The organism is Streptomyces scabiei 87.22 (assembly GCF_000091305.1).
GTDB classification, from domain to species: Bacteria; Actinomycetota; Actinomycetes; order Streptomycetales; family Streptomycetaceae; genus Streptomyces; species Streptomyces scabiei.
In genome coordinates this window covers 2,244,271-2,261,255 of the sequence record NC_013929.1, presented here as the reverse complement: position 1 = coordinate 2,261,255, position 16,985 = coordinate 2,244,271, and the positions used below count along the sequence as shown (strand labels likewise).

The window sequence follows — 16,985 nt, the reverse complement described above, 5'->3', positions numbered from 1 at the left end:
TACGAACAATGTTCGCAATGTCGAACAAGAGGGGGCGTGCCGGACTTCCGGCCCGCTCCCGCGGTACACACGCCCGGCACTTCGCTCCCCACTCCGTCCCGGCACCCGCACCCGCACAGAGACAGGAAAACGCGCATGTCAAGGGTTCTCACCCGGCTCGCGGCGATACTGGTCGCAGTCGGCCTCCTCTTCACCTCGCAGTCCCTGACCACGGCCCAGCAGGCGGCCGCCGCCGACCCCGGCTACCTGATGGTGCACTTCACCGGCGAGGGGGCGGCCAACCAGCAGATGTACCTCTCGCACAGCGCGGACGGCGTCCACTGGAACGACCTCAACGGCGGTGCCATGGTCCTGCGTTCCACGATCGGCACCAAGGGGGTGCGCGACCCCGCACTCGTGAGATCCCCTGACGGCAGCAAGTACTGGATCATCGCGACCGACCTGTGCATCAGCTGCGGGCAGGACTGGAACGCCGCCATCAACAACGGCAGCCGCAACCTGGTGGTGTGGGAGTCGTCGGACCTGGTGTCCTGGTCGGATCCGTGGCTGCTCAACGTCGCCGGCGCGATCCCCGACGGCCGCAACGCCTGGGCCCCCGAGGCGATCTGGAACCCCGCGACCAACGACTACGTCCTGTACTGGGCGACGAACGTGCCCCTCAACGGCAAGACGAAGCACCGCATCTACTACGCCCGCACCAGCGACTTCCGCACGGTCGGCACCCCGCAGACCTACATCGAACGTCCCGGCGCCCAGGAGATCATCGACACCCAGATCATCGAGATGCCCTCCGGCGTGGGCAACTACCGCTACGTGCGCGCCTCCGGCGACGGGCAGATCACCCTGGAAGGCAGCAACTCCATCCTGGGAACGTGGACCGACCTCGGCAACCTCTCCGGCATCGGTCTGACCGGCGCGATGGTCGAGGGCCCGATGTGGATGAAGTTCAACGGGCAGAACAAGTGGGGCCTCTACCTCGACCAGTACGCCGCCGGACGCGGCTACATGCCGGTCCTGACGACCGACCCGTCCAACCCCGCCTCCTACCAGACGCAGGCTGCGGGAAGCTACGCCATGGGCGGCACGAAGAAGCGCCACGGCTGGATCCTGAACCTGACGGCCGCCGAGGAGAGCCGGGTGCTCGCCCGCTGGCCCAGCACCCCGGCCCAGCGCCTGCAGTCGTTCAACTTCCAGGACCGGTACGTGCGCCAGTCCGACTTCGACGTGCGCATCGATCCCGACGTGAGCCCCGCCGACGACGCCCAGTTCCGGATGCGGCCCGGCCTCGCGGGCACCGGCACCGTCTCCTTCGAGTCGGTGCGCTTCCCCGGGTACTTCCTGCGGCACGCCAACTACGACTTCCAGCTGGTGCGCTACGACGGCAGCGCGCAGTTCGCCGCCGACGCGACCTTCCGGAAGGTCGCCGGCCTCGCCGACCCGGCCTGGTCGTCGTTCCAGTCCTACAACTACCCCGACCGCTACCTCCGCCACTACGCCTACCAGCTGCGCCTCGACCCCGTCACCACCGCGACGGGACGGAGCGACGCCACCTTCCGTCTGACGAACTAACCGTGATCCGGGACGCCGGCGCCTCCGCGGGGAAGCGCCGGCCCGCCCCGGACCTCCGGATGGCCGACGTCTCCGGTGATCACGGAAACGAAGATCGACCAGCTCATCGGCCCCTCGGGGCAAGAGGCGGATAGCGGGGCAAGCCGTCAGGTTCCACGTGAACCGTGAAGTCCCGGCACATTTTAGGTAACGGTCCGGTCGCTTCATAACGTTGAGGTAACGCCCGTCCCGCGAGACGGACGCATCGACTCTGTTGCCGGGTTGGACCGTTACCCCCTGCGAAAGGTTGTGGTCGGCACTTCTTGTACCTCGGATGAACCGAACCCAAGCTGGGTGTGAATTCATTTCGAACGCCAGGAAGTTGACCCATGCGCCGAGACATACCCGACCTCGCGGAAGTGCGCCGCGTCACGCAGAAGAAGCGCGACGCCTGGTGGACCGTGCTGCTCGTCGACCCGGTCGCCACCCCGCTGGTGCGGCTGACCGCGAAGTACACGAGGATCACACCCAACCAGCTGACCTGGGGTGCCTTCGTGCTGGGTCTGGTCTCCGCGGCCTTCTTCGCGCTCGGCGACTGGCGCTGGCTGATCGCCGGAGCCCTTGTCTACCACCTGAGCTTCATCCTCGACTGCATGGACGGCAAGGTCGCCCGGCTCACCGGCCAGGGCTCCGTGTTCGGTGCCTGGCTCGACTTCGTCTTCGACCGTGTCCGCGTCGCCGCGTGCTCGGTGGCCCTGATGGCCGGCCAGTACCACCGCACGGGCGACACCCTCTACATCTGGCTCGCCGCCGCCGTCATCGGCTGCGACGCCCTGCGGTACATCAACTCCCTGGAGACCTTCAAGGTCCGCCACACCATGCGCAAGCAGATCAAGGCCCGGCTGCGCGAGGCCCGCCGCGCCGAGAACGAGCGGGACCTGGCCTTCATGGAGGACCTGCTGCGCGAGAACCCCGAGGCCGACATCGAGCAGGACCTGCGCACGGCCGCCGCCGAGGTCACCCAGGCCGCGCCGCAGGCCCAGGTCGTCGACCTCCACCAGGAGTTCCGCCGCCGCTTCCCCGCCTATCTGCGCGTCCGGTCCTTCCTGCTGCGCCACCGGGTCCGCCCCCACCTGGTCAGCGGCATCGAGTTCCAGATGGGCGTCTTCATGATCGGCCCGTTCGTCGACTCCGTGCTGACGGCGACCGTCGTCTCCGGCGCCCTGCTGCTCGTCTTCGAACTCGCCATCGTCTACAAGCTGCTGCTCTCGACCCGCGACTTCACCCGCACCCTCGACTCCTTCGACCGGGGAGACGTACGCGAGGACGTGGCCCAGGCCGCCTGAGCCGGCGGACGCGCCTGTGGGCCGGGGGGCGGTGACACCCCCCGGCCCACAGGCGCGTCCGGAGATCCGGAGATCCGGTCAGACCCGTACCCGCGTGTCCCGGCCGGCCGGCACGGGCTCCGGGCCCGGCTCCGGCGACTCGTCGTGGGTGAGGTCCGGCAGCCGGTTCAGCCACGTCGGCAGGTACCAGTTGCGCTCGCCCAGCAGGGCCATCACCGCCGGGAGCAGCACACCCCGGATGATCGTCGCGTCGATGAGCACGGCGGCGGCCAGGCCCACGCCCATCTGCTTCATCGACTGCATGGACAGCGTCCCGAAGATCGCGAACACGGCGACCATGATGACGGCGGCACTGGTCACGACCCCCGCCGTGGTGACCACCCCGTACCGGATCGCCTCCTTCGTCGTACGGCCCCGCAGCCGGGCCTCACGGATCCGCGAGACCACGAACACGTGGTAGTCCATCGACAGCCCGAACAGGATCACGAAGAGGAACAGCGGCAGCCAGGTGATGATGGCGCCGACGCCCTCCGCGCCCACGAGCGAGGCACCCCAGCCGTGCTGGAAGACCGCGACGAGGATGCCGTACGCGGCGCCCACCGACAGCAGGTTCAGCACGATCGAGGTGACCGCGATCGTCAGCGAGCGGAACGACAGCAGCATCAGCAGGAAGGCGAAGACCACCACGAAGGCGAAGACCGGGACGACCGCTCCGGTCAGCTGGTCGTTGAAGTCCTTGTTGCCCGCGACCTGCCCGGTGATCGGCGCCTCCACCCCGTCGACCTCGCCCAGTGTGGCGGGCCGTACCTCGTCGCGCAGCCGGTCCAGGCTCGCACCCGCCCGGTCCTGGTCGGAGCCGCCCACCAGCGGCACGTACACGAACGCCACGTTCTGCGCGTCGTGGACCTTGATCTCCACCGGACCGCGGGAGGCGCCCGAGGCCACGGCCTCCTTCTTGAAGTCGGCCAGCGCGGCCCGCACCTCGGGGGCGTTGATGTCCTTCGCCTTCACGACCACCTCGGCCGGCTCCGAGCCGCCCGGGAAGGCCTCGTTCACCCGGTTGTAGGTCTGCACGATCGGCAGCGAGTCGCCGAACTCCTGGTCCAGTGTGAGGTTCTGCGTCTTCATCCCGACCGCGGGCGCGGCCACGGCGAGCAGCGCACCGGCCGCGACCACCAGCGACAGCGCGGGCCTGGCGAGGACGACCCGCAGCACGGCGTTCCAGAAGCGGCTCTCCGCACCGGCACCGGAGCGGCCGTTCTTCCGCCGCTTCTCCGGGTGCAGGAACGGGATGCGGCCCTTCTCGACCCGCCCGCCCAGCAGCGACAGCAGCGCCGGCAGCACGGTGACCGAACCGACCATCGCCACGGCGACGACCATCAGGGACGCCAGGCCCATCGCCTCGAACTCGGCGAGCCCGGTGAACAGCATGCCCGCCATCGCCACACACACCGTGACACCGGAGACGATGATCGCGCGGCCACTGGTCGCGGCCGCCACCCGCAGCGCGGTCTGCGCGTCCCGGCCCGCCGCACGCTCCTCGCGCTCACGGCGCAGATAGAACAGGCAGTAGTCGACGCCGACGGCCAGACCCACCAGCAGCATCACGGAGTTGGCGGTGTCGCTCATCGGGATCACATGGCTGACGATGGCCATCAGACCCATGGTCGCCATGATCGCGGTGACGGCCAGTGCCACCGGCAGCAGGGCCGCGACGACGGCGCCGAACGCGATCAGCAGGATGCCGAGCGCCACGGGCACGGCCGAGTACTCGGCCTTCTGGAAGTCGTCCCCGAAGGCGTCGTCGAACGTCTTCATCATCGAGGCGCCGCCGATCTCCTCGATCCGCAGCGTCCCGTGCTCCTTCTGGACGCCCTCGACGGCCTTCAGCACCGGCTCGATCCGCTCACCGGCGGTGTCCGACGCACCGCGCACGTCGAACTGCACCAGCGCGCTGCGGCCGTCCTCCGAGATCGTCCCCGTGTCGTACGGCGAGGTCACGTCGCCGACCCTGCCGGTGCGCCCGACGGCCTCCATCACGTCGTCCACGGCGGCCCGGAACGCCGCGTCCGTGGCCCTGGTGCCGTCGTCCTTCGCCTGGACCAGGACGCTCTCCCCGGCCGGCTCCTCGATCCCCGCCTTCTCGACGATGTGGGCCGCCGCGCTGGTCTCCCCCTTGAGCTGGTCGCTGTCCTTGACCTCGACCGAGCCCATCGCCGAGCCGATCCCCATCGTCAGCACCACGAACAGCACCCAGATCCCGACGGCCGCCCATCGGTGCCGGGCGCTCCAGCCGCCGGCGCGGGCGGCGATCCCCCGCACCCGTACGTCTCCGTTCCCCATGACGGGCCAGCCCCCTCGGTGACGATGGCGGCCCCCTGCCGCCACCTTTCGTTTCGAAGGTATGGGCCGGATAAGCGCATCTCATCGTGCTGCCCGGTGACCGCCGACGCCTACGAGTCCTCCCCTCGGACCCCACCCTCTCCCCACCAGGGAGGACAGTGGCCCCCTACACCTATCCCGGCCCCTCGGGGCCGCCCCTCAGGGTGCACCGGCCCCGACCTGCCTATCGTGGCTCCATGACGACGTACGCGGCGCTCCTGCGCGGGATCAACGTGGGCGGGAACAAGAAGGTCCCCATGGCCGACCTCCGCACCCTGCTGACCGGCCTCGGCCACACCGGCGTGGCCACCTACCTCCAGAGCGGCAACGCGGTCTTCACCAGTGACCACGGCGACGAGGACTCCCTCGCCGCCGAGCTGACGACCGCCCTCGCCGGGCACTTCGGTTTCACCGTCGACGTCCTGGTGCGCGACCACGCCTACCTGGAGGCCGTCCGTACGGCGTGCCCGTTCCCGGCCGCGGAACTGGAGGGCAGGCAGCTGCACGTCACGTACTTCTCGGAGACCGTGGAGGCGACCCGCTTCGAGGAAGTCGACCCCCAGGACTTCCTTCCCGAGGAGTTCAGGCTCGGCGACCGCGCGCTCTACCTCCACACCCCCGAGGGCCTCGGCCGCTCCAAGCTTGCGGAGACCCTGGCCAAGCCCCGCTTCCAGAAGGGCCTGATCGCCACCACCCGCAACTGGAACACGGTGGCGAAACTGGCGGAGCTGACCGCGGCGGGCTGACTGTCGCGTTTGTTCAAGAGGACCGGGCGCGCCGTCCCTAGCGTGATGCGTATGAACCAGCACGACGCCTATCCGTACATGGTCGAATGCGCCACCGAGGCGGCCCGGGTCGCCCGGGGTGTCACGGCGGACCAGCTCGCCCGTCCCACCCACTGCGGCGACTGGGACGTCCGCGCCCTGGTCAACCACTGGGTCCTCTACACCTCGCACGGACTCGAACACCGCGCCCTGCGCAAGCCACTGCCCGAGGAACTGACACAGCGCGACTTCACCGCCGCACCAGACTGGGCCGACGCCTACGCGGCCCGGCTGGACCGCGCGGTCACGGCCTGGGCCGACCCGGCGGTGTGGGAGGGCGACGTCGACCTCGGCATGGGCCCGCTGCCCGCCGCAGACCTCGCCGGCATGATCATCAAGGAGATGGCCGTCCACGGCTGGGACGTGGCGACCGCCACCGGCCAGTCCTTCCGGGTCCCGGACGACGCCGCCCGTTTCGTCCTCGGCGTCGTGGAGACCCACGGCGATCTCTACCGCCGCTACGACGGCTTCGCCGATCCGGTCCCGGTACCGGCCGACGCACCGGTGTTCGACAGGGCGCTGGCGTCGAGCGGCAGGAACCCCGCACGGGGCGTCTGACGACGCCGGGCGGGACGGACTCAGGCCGCGGCGAGCTGCCGCTGCCCGAGGGCGGCGGTGTAGCGGCGCAGCAGCAGCGCGGCCAGCTCGGGGGAGGGGCCGAGCACCTCGGCCAGGACGTCCGCGCCCGCCCCGGCCGCGCCGGCCGCGATCCGGTCCGGCAGTCGTCCGGGGGCGATGACGTACGGCGCCACGGCCACCCGTTCGCAGCCGAGGGCCCGCAGTTCGCGGACGGCGTCCTCGGTGCGGGGCAGGGACGCGGAGGCGAACGCGGGCCGCACGGCGCACCAACCGGTGTGCCACCACTCCCGCGCGATGTCGGCGATCACCGCGATCGCCTCCGGGTCTGAGGACCCCGCCGAGGCCAGCACGACCCCGGTCGAGGACTTGTCGGCGGGGCTGAGCCCCGCCTCGTAGAGCCGGCGTTCGAGCGCCGACAGCAGCAGGGGCGAGGGACCGAGCACCCCTGCCCGGCGGACGCGCAGGGAGGCGGGTGCCTCCCGCAGGACCGCCGGGATGTCCGCCTTGGCGTGGAAGGCGCGGGTCAGGAGCAGGGGCAGGGCCACCACGTCCCGGACGCCCTGGGCCGCCAGCGACTCCAGCACCGCCGGGACCGAGGGGGTGTCGAAGTCGAGGAAACCGGTCTCCACGCGCAGCCCGGGGCGCAGCGCCCGCACCCGCCGGACGAGGGCGTGCACGGTCGCGGCGTGCCGCGGGTCGCGGCTGCCGTGGGCGACGACGAGGAGAACCGGATGCTCGGCCATGGGGACTAGCTCTTCACCAGCAGGCCGCGGCTGCGCAGCACCCACCGCTCCAGCGGGCTGAACAGCAGCAGGTCGATGGCGATACCGACGATCAGGATCAGGAAGATCGCGAGGAACACCTGCGGCATGCTGCTGTTGGTGCGGCCCGCCTCCAGCATCTGCCCGAGGCCCGAGCCGATGTCGGGTGCCTTGGCGATGATCTCGGCGGCCATCAGCGAGCGCCAGGAGAACGCCCAGCCCTGCTTCAGACCGGCCACGTAGCCGGGCAGCGCCGCCGGCATCACGATGTGCCAGGTGCCCTTCAGCCCGGTCGCGCCCAGGGTGCGGCCGGCCCGCAGGAACAGCGGCGGCACCTGGTCGATGCCGGACACCAGACCGTTGGCGATCGACGGGACCGCGCCGAGCAGGATCACCGTGTACATCACCGACGGCTCCAGCCCCAGCCAGACCACCGCGGCCGGTACCCACGCCACCGACGGCAGCGACTGCAGACCGGACAGGATCGGGCCGATCGCCGCGCGGACGACCCGGACCCGGGCCACCAGCAGCCCCAGCGGGGTGCCGATCGCCAGCGCGGCCAGGAAGCCGAGCAGACCGCGCGAGACGCTGGTCCAGATGGAGTCCAGGAGGGTCCCCTGCAACCAGGCCTGCCGCACCTCGTCCCATACGGCGGAGGGCGCGGGCAGCTTGTAGGCCGGCGCGACCTCCGCCAGCACGAGGAGCTGCCAGACCGCCAGTACCAGGGCGACCGCGATGACCGGGGGCAGCACCTTCCGGACGAGCACCTGGCGCAGCGGCGGGCGCCCGGTCTGCACCGAGTCCAGCGCGTCGAGGCCCGCCTCCAGCCCGGCGAGATCGTCCGCGTCGTCGGCGCGTCCGGGGCCGCTCTTGGTCTCAGTGCTGGCCATGGCGGCGGATCTCCCTACGCAGTTCTTCGGTGATCTCGACGGACAGCTCCGCCACGGCGGTGTCCTCGATACGGCGCGGCTGCGGGATGCCCACGGTCCACTCGCGGGCCACCCGGCCGGGGCGCGAGGACAGCAGGACGACCCGCTCGGCCAGCCGCACCGCCTCGCGCACGTTGTGCGTCACGAACAGCACCGACACCTGTGTCTCGCTCCAGATCCGCGTCAGTTCGTCGTGCAGCACGTCCCGGGTGATGGCGTCGAGCGCGGCGAACGGCTCGTCCATCAGCAGCAGCTTGCTCTCCTGCGCCAGGGCGCGGGCGAGGGCCACGCGCTGGCGCATACCGCCGGACAGCTCGTGCACCCGCTTGCCGTACGCGCCCTTCAGCCGGACCAGACCGAGCAGGTCCTCGGTCCGCTCGCGCCGTTCGTTCTTCGGAACTCCCCGCAGTTTCAGGGCGAGTTCGATGTTCTTGCCCGCGGTGAGCCACGGGAACAGGGCGTGCTCCTGGAACATCAGGGCCGGACGCCCGTCGGTCGTGATGCTGCCCGCGGTCGGGGCGTCGAGACCCGCGACCAGGTTGAGCAGCGTCGACTTGCCGCAGCCCGAGGCCCCCAGGAGGGTGACGAACTCGCCGGGGGCGACATCGAGCGTGATGTCGTCCAGCACGAGCTGCTGCCCGGCCGGTCCGGAGAAGGACTTCGATACGTGCTCGATACGGGCGGCGTGCTCGGCCGCCTGGACGCCGTCGGCGGCCTTGGCGAGTGCGGTGGCCATGGTCGTCACCTCCTGGGAACTCATCGGACTTCGCGGTTACTTGACGCCGAGACCGGCGTCGCTGACCTCGTCGTCGCCCTCGGCCTTGAGGACCTTGTTGAGCAGCTTCAGGTCGTAGATCCCGTCCAGCTTCGGGTTCTCCAGCAGACCGGCCTTGACCGCGTGGTCGGCCTCGGTCTGCAGGGTGGACGCCAGCGGGTCGTTGATGAACTGGATGGACTTCCACGCCGGGTCGAGCACGTCCGCCGGCAGCTCCTTGCCCGAGTCGGCCTTGAGCTGGGCGTTCGCCGCGGCCTTCGCCTCGTCCGCGTTCGAGCCGATGAACGCGTTGGTCTTGACCGAGCCGCGCAGCACGGCCTCCACCACGTCCGGGTGCTCCTTCAGGAACTCCTGGCGCACGATGATGTTCGTGATCACGAACTTCTTGTCCGGCCACAGGTCGGCCTCGTCCAGCAGCACCTTCGCGCCCTCGGCGACCAGCTTGGACGCGGTCGGCTCCGGCACCCAGGCACCGTCGATGGCACCGGACTTGTAGGCGTCCGGGGTGACGGAGTTCTCCGTGCGGACCACCGACACATCGCCCTTGCCGGTGTTCGCGTCGACCTTCCAGCCCTGCTCCGCGATCCAGTTGAGGAACGCCACGTCCTGCGTGTTGCCGAGCTGCGGGGTGGCGATCTTCTTGCCCTTGACGTCCTTCAGGGACTTGATCTTGTCGGGGTTGACGACGAGCTTCACACCGCCGGACGCCGAACCGCCGATGATGCGCAGGTTGGCGCCGTCGGCCTTGGTGTAACCGTTGATCGCCGGGGACGGGCCGATCCAGCCGATGTCGATGGAGCCGCCGTTGAGGGCCTCGATCTCCGAGGGGCCGGCGTTGAAGGTCGTGTACTTCGCCTTGGTGCCGCCGAGCTCCTTCTGGAAGAAGCCCTTCTGGATGCCGACGAGAGCGGTCGCGTGGGTGAGGTTGCCGAAGTAGCCGATGTTGACGGTGTCGAGACCGTCGATCTTCTTGGCACCGGCGGCGACCTTGTCGGTCGTGGACTCCGTGGACTGGGAGCCGTAGCCGCAGGCGGCCAGGGCCAGCAGCGGGAGAGCGGTGAGGGCCGCGAAGGTGCGGCGGAAGGCGGCGGAGCGCTGAGCAGGCACGGGAGGTGTTCCTCTCGGAGGCCCGGCGGTCACGGTCTCTCAGGTCGTGGCCGGGAGGTCGGGTTTTCGTCTACGGCGGTGGGGGGTGAGGGCGCGCAGGCAGTGCGCGTACGTCAGCGCACACATCGCGCCACCCCGCCCTGTCCGCTGCCGAGGGCGCCGCTGCCCACGCGGCCGCCCTCCTTCGCGAACGTCCCGTAGAAGTCCTGGGAACTCATGTCAGAAGTCCCACCCGTCGTCCTCGGCCTCGTCCTTGACGGGCTCGGGGGAGGCGAACGACTCGCCGACCATGCCGGCGGTCAGCGTCGTGCCGTCGCTGGGGTCGATCAGGATGAACGAGCCCGTACGGCGGGAGTCGGCGTAGGAGTCCACCGGCAGCGGTTCCGCGGTACGGATCTTCACCCGGCCGATGTCGTTGGCGACGAGCTGTCCCGGGTGCGGGTGCAGGGACAGGTCGTCGAGCGTCAGCCGGGACGGGATGTCCTTGACGATCGCCTTGACCGTGCGCGTGCCGTGCTTGAGCAGCACCCGGTGGCCCACGGTGAGCGGCTGGTCGGCGACGTGGCAGACGGTCGCCTCGATGTCCTGCGTGGTCGCCGGGGCGTCCTTGCTGGGCACGATGAGGTCGCCGCGCGAGATGTCGATGTCGTCCTCGAGGAGCACGGTCACCGACTGGGTGGTCCAGGCGACGTCGACCGGCTCGCCGAGCAGGTCGATGCCGGAGATCTTCGAGGCACGGCCCGACGGCAGCACCGTCACCGACTCGCCGACACGGAACGAACCCGCGGCGATCTGACCGGCGTACCCCCGGTAGTCGGGGTGCTCGGAGGTCTGCGGACGGATCACGTACTGCACGGGCAGCCGGGCGTGGCAGTGGCTCAGGTCGTGGGTGACCGGGACCGTCTCCAGGTGCTCCAGGACGGTCGGGCCGCCGTACCAGTCCATGTTCGAGGACGGCTCCACCACGTTGTCACCGGCGAGCGCCGAGATCGGGATCGCGGTGACCTCCGGGACGCCCAGCTCGGTCGCGTACGCCGTGAACTCCTCGGCGATCGCGGCGAACACGGGCTCCTCGTAGGCGACCAGGTCCATCTTGTTCACGGCGAGCACCACGTGCGGCACGCGCAGCAGCGCCGCGAGGGCCGCGTGCCGGCGGGTCTGCTCGACGACACCGTTGCGGGCGTCGATCAGGATCACCGTCAGCTCGGCGGTGGAGGCACCCGTCACCATGTTGCGGGTGTACTGCACGTGCCCCGGCGTGTCCGCGAGGATGAACCGGCGCTTGGCGGTGGCGAAGTAGCGGTAGGCCACGTCGATGGTGATGCCCTGCTCCCGCTCGGCCCGCAGGCCGTCGGTGAGCAGCGCGAGGTCCGGGGCGTCCTGGCCGCGGCTGGCCGAGACGCGCTCCACGGCCTCCAGCTGGTCGGTGAGGACCGACTTGGAGTCGTGCAGCAGGCGGCCCACGAGGGTGGACTTGCCGTCGTCGACGGAACCGGCGGTCGCGAACCGCAGCAGCGTGGTGGCCGAGAGTTCCTCGGCGGTGATCGTGCTCATGCTTAGAAGTACCCCTCGCGCTTGCGGTCTTCCATCGCGGCCTCGGACATCTTGTCGTCGGCGCGGGTCGCGCCCCGCTCGGTCAGCCGGGAGGCGGCGATCTCGGTGATGACCTGCTCCAGCGTCGCCGCGTCGGAGTCGACGGCGCCCGTGCAGGACATGTCACCGACGGTCCGGTAGCGCACGAGGCGCCTCTCGACGGTCTCCCCGTCCTTGGCGCCGCCCCACTCGCCGGCCGTCAGCCACATACCGGCCCGCTGGAACACCTCGCGTTCGTGGGCGAAGTAGATCTCCGGCAGCTCGATGCCCTCACGGGCGATGTACTGCCAGACGTCCAGCTCGGTCCAGTTGGAGAGCGGGAAGACGCGGACGTGCTCGCCGGGCGCGTGGCGTCCGTTGTAGAGGTTCCACAGTTCGGGGCGCTGGCGGCGCGGGTCCCACTGCGAGAACTCGTCCCGCAGCGAGAACACCCGCTCCTTGGCGCGGGCCTTCTCCTCGTCCCGGCGGCCGCCGCCGAAGACGGCGTCGAACTTCTCCGCCTGGATCTTCTCGGTGAGCGGCACGGTCTGCAGCGGGTTGCGGGTGCCGTCGGGGCGCTCGCGCAGGACGCCGCGGTCGATGTAGTCCTGGACGGAGGCCACGTGCAGCCGCAGTCCGTGACGCGCCACCGTGCGGTCGCGGTACTCCAGCACCTCCGGGAAGTTGTGCCCGGTGTCGACGTGCAGGAGGGAGAAGGGGACCGTCGCGGGGGCGAACGCCTTCAGCGCCAGGTGCAGCATGACGATGGAGTCCTTGCCGCCGGAGAAGAGGATCACCGGCCGTTCGAACTCGCCCGCGACCTCGCGGAAGATGTGGACGGCCTCGGACTCCAGCGCGTCCAGATGGGACAGCGTGTACGGGGTGCCGGTCTCCCCCGGAACGGCGGCGACGGTGGTCGTCATGCCAGACCCCTCTCGGTGAGCAGCTTGTGGACGAGCGCCGCGGACTCCTGGACCGTCTGGTCCTGCGACTCGATGCGCAGGTCCGGGGCCTCGGGAGCCTCGTACGGGTCGTCGACCCCGGTCAGTCCGGAGATCTCCCCGGCCGCCTGCTTGGCGTACAGACCCTTCACATCGCGCTCCGAGCACACCTCGACCGGCGTGGCCACGTGCACCTCGACGTACGCGGCACCGCTCGCCGCGTGGTGCCGCCGGACCGCCTCGCGGCTGTCGGCGTACGGCGCGATGACCGGTACGAGCACCTTGACGCCGTTACGGGCGAGCAGGTCGGCGACGAACCCGATGCGCTGCACGTTGGTGTGGCGGTCGGCGCGGCTGAAGCCGAGGCCCGCGGTGAGGAACTCGCGGATCTCGTCGCCGTCGAGGACCTCCACGAGGTGGCCGTCCTCGCGCAGGCGGCCCGCCAGCTCATGGGCGATGGTGGTCTTGCCGGCGCTCGGCAGACCCGTGAGCCAGACGGTGGCTCCGGTCGTCACGTGGTTCTCCTGGTTCGTCGCGGGGGCACGGCCCGTCCCGGGGCCGGTGTTCCCGACGGTGTCGGCTGTCTCTGCGGTGTCGGCGGGCGCGGCGCTCACAGGTGCAGCCCGCACTCGGTCTTGGCGTTGCCCGCCCAGCGGCCGGCCCGCGCGTCCTCGCCCGGGGCGACCCGGCGGGTGCAGGGGGCGCAGCCCACGGAGGCGTAGCCGTCCATGAGCAGGGGGTTGGTCAGCACGCCGTGCTCGGCGACGTAGGCGTCCACGTCGTCCTGCGTCCAGCGCGCGATCGGGGAGACCTTGACCTTGCCGCGCTTGTCGTCCCAGCCGACGACCGGGGTGTCCGCCCGGCTCGCGGACTCGTCGCGGCGCAGTCCCGTCGCCCACGCGTCGAACCGGGCCAGACCCTCCTCGAGCGGCTTGACCTTGCGCAGGAAGCAGCACAGGTCGGGGTCGCGGTCGTGCAGCCTCGGCCCGTACTCGGCGTCCTGCTCGGCGACGGTCTGCCGCGGGGTGATCGTGACGAGGTTGACGTCCATCACGGCCTCGACTGCGTCCCGGGTGCCGATGGTCTCCGGGAAGTGGTAGCCGGTGTCGAGGAACACGACGTCCACGCCGGGCCTGGCCCGGGAGGCGAGGTGCGCGACCACCGCGTCCTCCATGGAGGACGTCACGCAGAAACGCTCGCCGAAGGTGTCCGCGGCCCACTGAAGGATCTCCAGCGCCGAGGCGTCCTCCAGGTCGCGGCCGGCCTGCTCGGCGAGTGCCCTGAGCTCGGCGCGCCTCGCCTCGTCCTGGCCGGCCGTGTCCGGCGAGGAGGCCGAAGTGCCGGAATCCGCCTGGACGGCAGTCATATGTGATCCCCTCCGCTGTCGGCTCGCTGGAGTCCCCGGGACAGCAGCCCGAGGAACTTCAACTGGAAGGCTCGATTGCAGGCTCCGCATTCCCACGCGCCGTGTCCGGTCTCGTTGGGGCGCAGGTCCTCGTCACCGCAGTAGGGGCAGTAGAAGGGTGCGGCTCGCTCGCTCACGACAGGGCCTCCTCGTCGGCGCGGGTGACCCACGCGGCGAACCGCTCGCCGTCCTCGCGCTCGTCCTGGAAACGCTTGAGGACGCGCTCGACGTAGTCGGGGAGTTCGTCGGCCGTGACCTTCAGACCGCGCACCTTGCGGCCGAAGCCGGCCTCCAGGCCGAGCGCGCCGCCCAGGTGCACCTGGTAGCCCTCGACCTGCTCGCCCGCGTCGTTCAGGACGAGCTGGCCCTTGAGACCGATGTCCGCCACCTGGATACGCGCGCAGGCGTTCGGGCAGCCGTTGATGTTGATGGTGATCGGCTCGTCGAACTCCGGGATGCGGCGCTCCAGTTCGTCGATCAGCAGCGAGCCGCGCGCCTTGGTCTCGACGATGGCCAGCTTGCAGTACTCGATACCGGTGCAGGCCATGGTGCCGCGCCGGAACGGCGAGGGGTTCACCGTGAGGTCCAGCGCCTCCAGGCCGGCGACGAGCGAGTCGACCTGCTCCTCGGTGACGTCGAGCACGATCATCTTCTGCTCGACGGTGGTCGCGACCCGGCCGGAGCCGTGCGCCTCGGCGAGGTCGGCGATCTTCGTCAGCGTGGTCCCGTCCACGCGGCCGACGCGCGGGGCGAACCCGACGTAGAAGCGGCCGTCGTTCTGCGGGTGGACGCCCACGTGGTCGCGCCAGCGGGCCACCGGCTGGTCGGGAGCCGGGCCGTCGACGAGCTTCCGCTTCAGGTACTCGTCCTCCAGGACCTGGCGGAACTTCTCCGTGCCCCAGTCGGCGAGCAGGAACTTCAGGCGGGCGCGGGTGCGCAGCCGCCGGTAGCCGTAGTCACGGAAGATCGAGATGACGCCCTCGTACACGTCCGCGACCTCGTCCAGCGGCACCCAGGCGCCGAGCCGCTGTCCGATCTTGGGGTTGGTGGAGAGGCCGCCGCCGACCCACAGGTCGAAGCCGGGGCCGTGCTCGGGGTGGCGGACGCCGACGAACGCGATGTCGTTGATCTCGTGCGCCACGTCGAGCAGCGGCGAACCGGAGATCGCGGACTTGAACTTGCGGGGCAGGTTGGAGAAGTCCGGGTTGCCGATGATCCGCCGCTGGATCTCCGCCATCGCGGGCGTGCCGTCGATGATCTCGTCCGCGGCGATCCCCGCGACGGGCGAGCCGATGATCACACGCGGGGTGTCACCGCAGGCCTCGGTGGTGGACAGGCCCACGGCCTCCAGCCGCTCCCAGATCTCCGGCACGTCCTCGACGCGGATCCAGTGGTACTGGACGTTCTGCCGGTCGGTGATGTCGGCCGTGCCCCGCGCGAACTCCTGCGAGATCTCGCCGATCACCCTCAGCTGGCGGGTGGTGAGGCGGCCGCCGTCGATCCGCACCCGCAGCATGAAGTACTTGTCGTCCAGCTCCTCCGGCTCCAGGATCGCGGTCTTGCCGCCGTCGATCCCGGGCTTGCGCTGGGTGTAGAGCCCCCACCAGCGCATCCGGCCGCGCAGGTCGTTGGGGTCGATCGAGTCGAAGCCACGCTTGGAGTAGATCGTCTCAATGCGCGTCCGCACATTGAGACCGTCGTCGTCCTTCTTGAACTGCTCGTTGCCGTTCAGCGGGGTGAAGTGTCCCGCGGCCCACTGGCCCTCACCACGGTGACGGCTCACCTTGCGGCGGGGCGTGGCGGGGTTCTGCGGGGTGGCGGCCATGGGTGTATGTCCTTCGGGAAAGGCGGAGAGGCGGCTCTGACCTGCGCTTGCGCGCGCATGCGAGCACACGCGGGCAGCGTGTGCGGCGCCTGCGCGTCCTTGCGCCGGCTGAAACAGAGTGGGTGCGGCGGTGTGGCCCGGGGTCGTCCAACCCCTCGCGGTCGGGCGTCAGCTCGCCGGACAGATGGCGCTGGACATGCGGCCGAGGTCGACGTGCCGCCGACTCACCAAGGCAATTCCAGTTCCAGACATGACGGAAGCGTGGCACGGCTCTTTAGACCGAGTCCACCGTTATCCACATGTCGGACAAGGATGTCCCGCATCGCGAGACGGTGTGATGTGGGTCATGGTGTGGGAACGGTCGCTCCGGGCCAGGGGCCCGGCGCCAGGACGTCCGGCTCTTCGGTCACCTTCGTGTCGAACAGCCGGAAACCCCGCCGCTGGTAGTTCCCCATGGCGTGCTCCCCGTCCAGGGAGCAGGTGTGCAGCCAGACCCGCTCGGTGGGCGGCAGCTGCGGCCAGCGCTCGGCGAGGTCCCAGGCGCGGGCCGTCCCCTGCGACAGCAGATGTCCGCCGATGCGCCGGCCCCGGAACGCCGGGACCAGCCCGAAGTACGCGATCTCCACGACCCCGTCGTCCTGCGGGTCCAGCTCCACGTACCCGGCGGGCGTGCCCCGGTCGTGGGCGACCCAGGTCTCCACCCCCGGGCGGCCCAGGTGCTCCTGCCACCGCTCGTACGGCCACGACAGCCGGTCGATCCAGCGGATGTCGCCGCCCACGGAGGCGTACAGGAACCGGCTGAACTCGGGGGAGGGGACCTCGGCACGCACGATGCGGACGTCGTCGCCCTCGGGCGCCGCGGCGGGAAGCAGATCGCTGGGCGAGGTCTGCTCCAGGGACCAGGTGGTGACGGGGCTGCTGCTCATGGGCCCAGACAACCACGGGGCCCGGCCCGCCTCCAAAGACGGGCCGGACCCCGTGGTGCGGTCCG

At 70.5% G+C, this 16,985-nt stretch carries 17 protein-coding genes; 4 read left to right on the top strand and 13 right to left on the bottom strand.

Annotated elements, in window-relative coordinates; translation table 11 throughout:
* Positions 1-135 precede the first annotated feature (135 nt).
* Positions 136-1,569, top strand: a complete 1,434-nt coding sequence (locus SCAB_RS09425) for a glycoside hydrolase family 43 protein (protein ID WP_012999835.1) — start codon at positions 136-138, stop codon at positions 1,567-1,569.
* A 368-nt stretch (positions 1,570-1,937) separates the two neighbouring features.
* On the top strand, positions 1,938-2,894 hold the full coding sequence (locus tag SCAB_RS09420; RefSeq protein ID WP_012999834.1) for a CDP-alcohol phosphatidyltransferase family protein: 957 nt from the start codon (positions 1,938-1,940) through the stop codon (positions 2,892-2,894).
* A gap of 78 nt (positions 2,895-2,972) precedes the next feature.
* Here the strand turns inward: SCAB_RS09420 and SCAB_RS09415 are convergent, their stop codons facing one another.
* Entirely contained in the window at positions 2,973-5,237 is a 2,265-nt protein-coding gene (locus tag SCAB_RS09415) for an MMPL family transporter (protein WP_012999833.1), read from the bottom strand.
* Positions 5,238-5,473: 236 nt separating this feature from the next.
* Between SCAB_RS09415 and SCAB_RS09410 the strand changes: the two genes are divergently transcribed.
* Both SCAB_RS09410 and SCAB_RS09405 read left to right on the top strand, forming a co-directional pair.
* Positions 5,474-6,022 carry a DUF1697 domain-containing protein gene (locus SCAB_RS09410; RefSeq protein ID WP_012999832.1) on the top strand — a complete coding sequence of 183 codons (549 nt, stop codon included), beginning with the start codon at positions 5,474-5,476 and terminating at the stop codon, positions 6,020-6,022.
* Between the two features lie 51 nt (positions 6,023-6,073).
* On the top strand, positions 6,074-6,658 hold the full coding sequence (locus tag SCAB_RS09405) for a TIGR03086 family metal-binding protein (protein WP_037724497.1): 585 nt from the start codon (positions 6,074-6,076) through the stop codon (positions 6,656-6,658).
* A gap of 20 nt (positions 6,659-6,678) precedes the next feature.
* Here the strand turns inward: SCAB_RS09405 and SCAB_RS09400 are convergent, their stop codons facing one another.
* The 12 genes from SCAB_RS09400 to SCAB_RS09350 form a co-directional block, all read right to left on the bottom strand.
* Entirely contained in the window at positions 6,679-7,422 is a 744-nt protein-coding gene (locus SCAB_RS09400) for a sirohydrochlorin chelatase (protein ID WP_012999830.1), read from the bottom strand.
* Between the two features lie 5 nt (positions 7,423-7,427).
* Positions 7,428-8,330, bottom strand: a complete 903-nt coding sequence (locus tag SCAB_RS09395; RefSeq protein WP_012999829.1) for an ABC transporter permease — start codon at positions 8,328-8,330, stop codon at positions 7,428-7,430.
* On the bottom strand, positions 8,317-9,105 hold the full coding sequence (locus tag SCAB_RS09390) for an ABC transporter ATP-binding protein (RefSeq protein WP_037724500.1): 789 nt from the start codon (positions 9,103-9,105) through the stop codon (positions 8,317-8,319). The genes SCAB_RS09395 and SCAB_RS09390 overlap by 14 nt, the downstream gene beginning before the upstream one ends.
* Positions 9,106-9,141: 36 nt before the next feature.
* Complete coding sequence (locus SCAB_RS09385; RefSeq protein ID WP_012999827.1) at positions 9,142-10,251, bottom strand: aliphatic sulfonate ABC transporter substrate-binding protein; 1,110 nt, start codon at positions 10,249-10,251, stop codon at positions 9,142-9,144.
* A gap of 219 nt (positions 10,252-10,470) precedes the next feature.
* A complete protein-coding gene (locus SCAB_RS09375; protein WP_012999826.1) occupies positions 10,471-11,805 on the bottom strand; it encodes a sulfate adenylyltransferase subunit 1 in 1,335 nt (444 codons plus the stop codon).
* A 2-nt stretch (positions 11,806-11,807) separates the two neighbouring features.
* Positions 11,808-12,746: a sulfate adenylyltransferase subunit CysD gene (gene cysD / locus SCAB_RS09370; protein ID WP_012999825.1), complete on the bottom strand. Its 939-nt coding sequence runs from the start codon at positions 12,744-12,746 to the stop codon at positions 11,808-11,810.
* Positions 12,743-13,279, bottom strand: a complete 537-nt coding sequence (gene cysC / locus SCAB_RS09365) for an adenylyl-sulfate kinase (protein WP_037724556.1) — start codon at positions 13,277-13,279, stop codon at positions 12,743-12,745. Before cysC ends, cysD begins: the two co-directional genes overlap by 4 nt.
* A gap of 95 nt (positions 13,280-13,374) precedes the next feature.
* Complete coding sequence (locus SCAB_RS09360; RefSeq protein ID WP_012999823.1) at positions 13,375-14,130, bottom strand: phosphoadenylyl-sulfate reductase; 756 nt, start codon at positions 14,128-14,130, stop codon at positions 13,375-13,377.
* On the bottom strand, positions 14,127-14,306 hold the full coding sequence (locus tag SCAB_RS44600) for a hypothetical protein (protein WP_012999822.1): 180 nt from the start codon (positions 14,304-14,306) through the stop codon (positions 14,127-14,129). The genes SCAB_RS09360 and SCAB_RS44600 overlap by 4 nt, the downstream gene beginning before the upstream one ends.
* Entirely contained in the window at positions 14,303-15,994 is a 1,692-nt protein-coding gene (locus tag SCAB_RS09355; protein WP_012999821.1) for a nitrite/sulfite reductase, read from the bottom strand. Before SCAB_RS09355 ends, SCAB_RS44600 begins: the two co-directional genes overlap by 4 nt.
* 168 nt (positions 15,995-16,162) lie before the next feature.
* A complete protein-coding gene (locus SCAB_RS49250; RefSeq protein WP_309486338.1) occupies positions 16,163-16,246 on the bottom strand; it encodes a putative leader peptide in 84 nt (27 codons plus the stop codon).
* A 92-nt stretch (positions 16,247-16,338) separates the two neighbouring features.
* The gene (locus tag SCAB_RS09350; RefSeq protein WP_012999820.1) at positions 16,339-16,920 is read right to left on the bottom strand and encodes a GNAT family N-acetyltransferase; all 582 of its coding nucleotides are present in this window, start codon (positions 16,918-16,920) and stop codon (positions 16,339-16,341) included.
* Between the last annotated feature and the right edge of the window lie 65 nt (positions 16,921-16,985).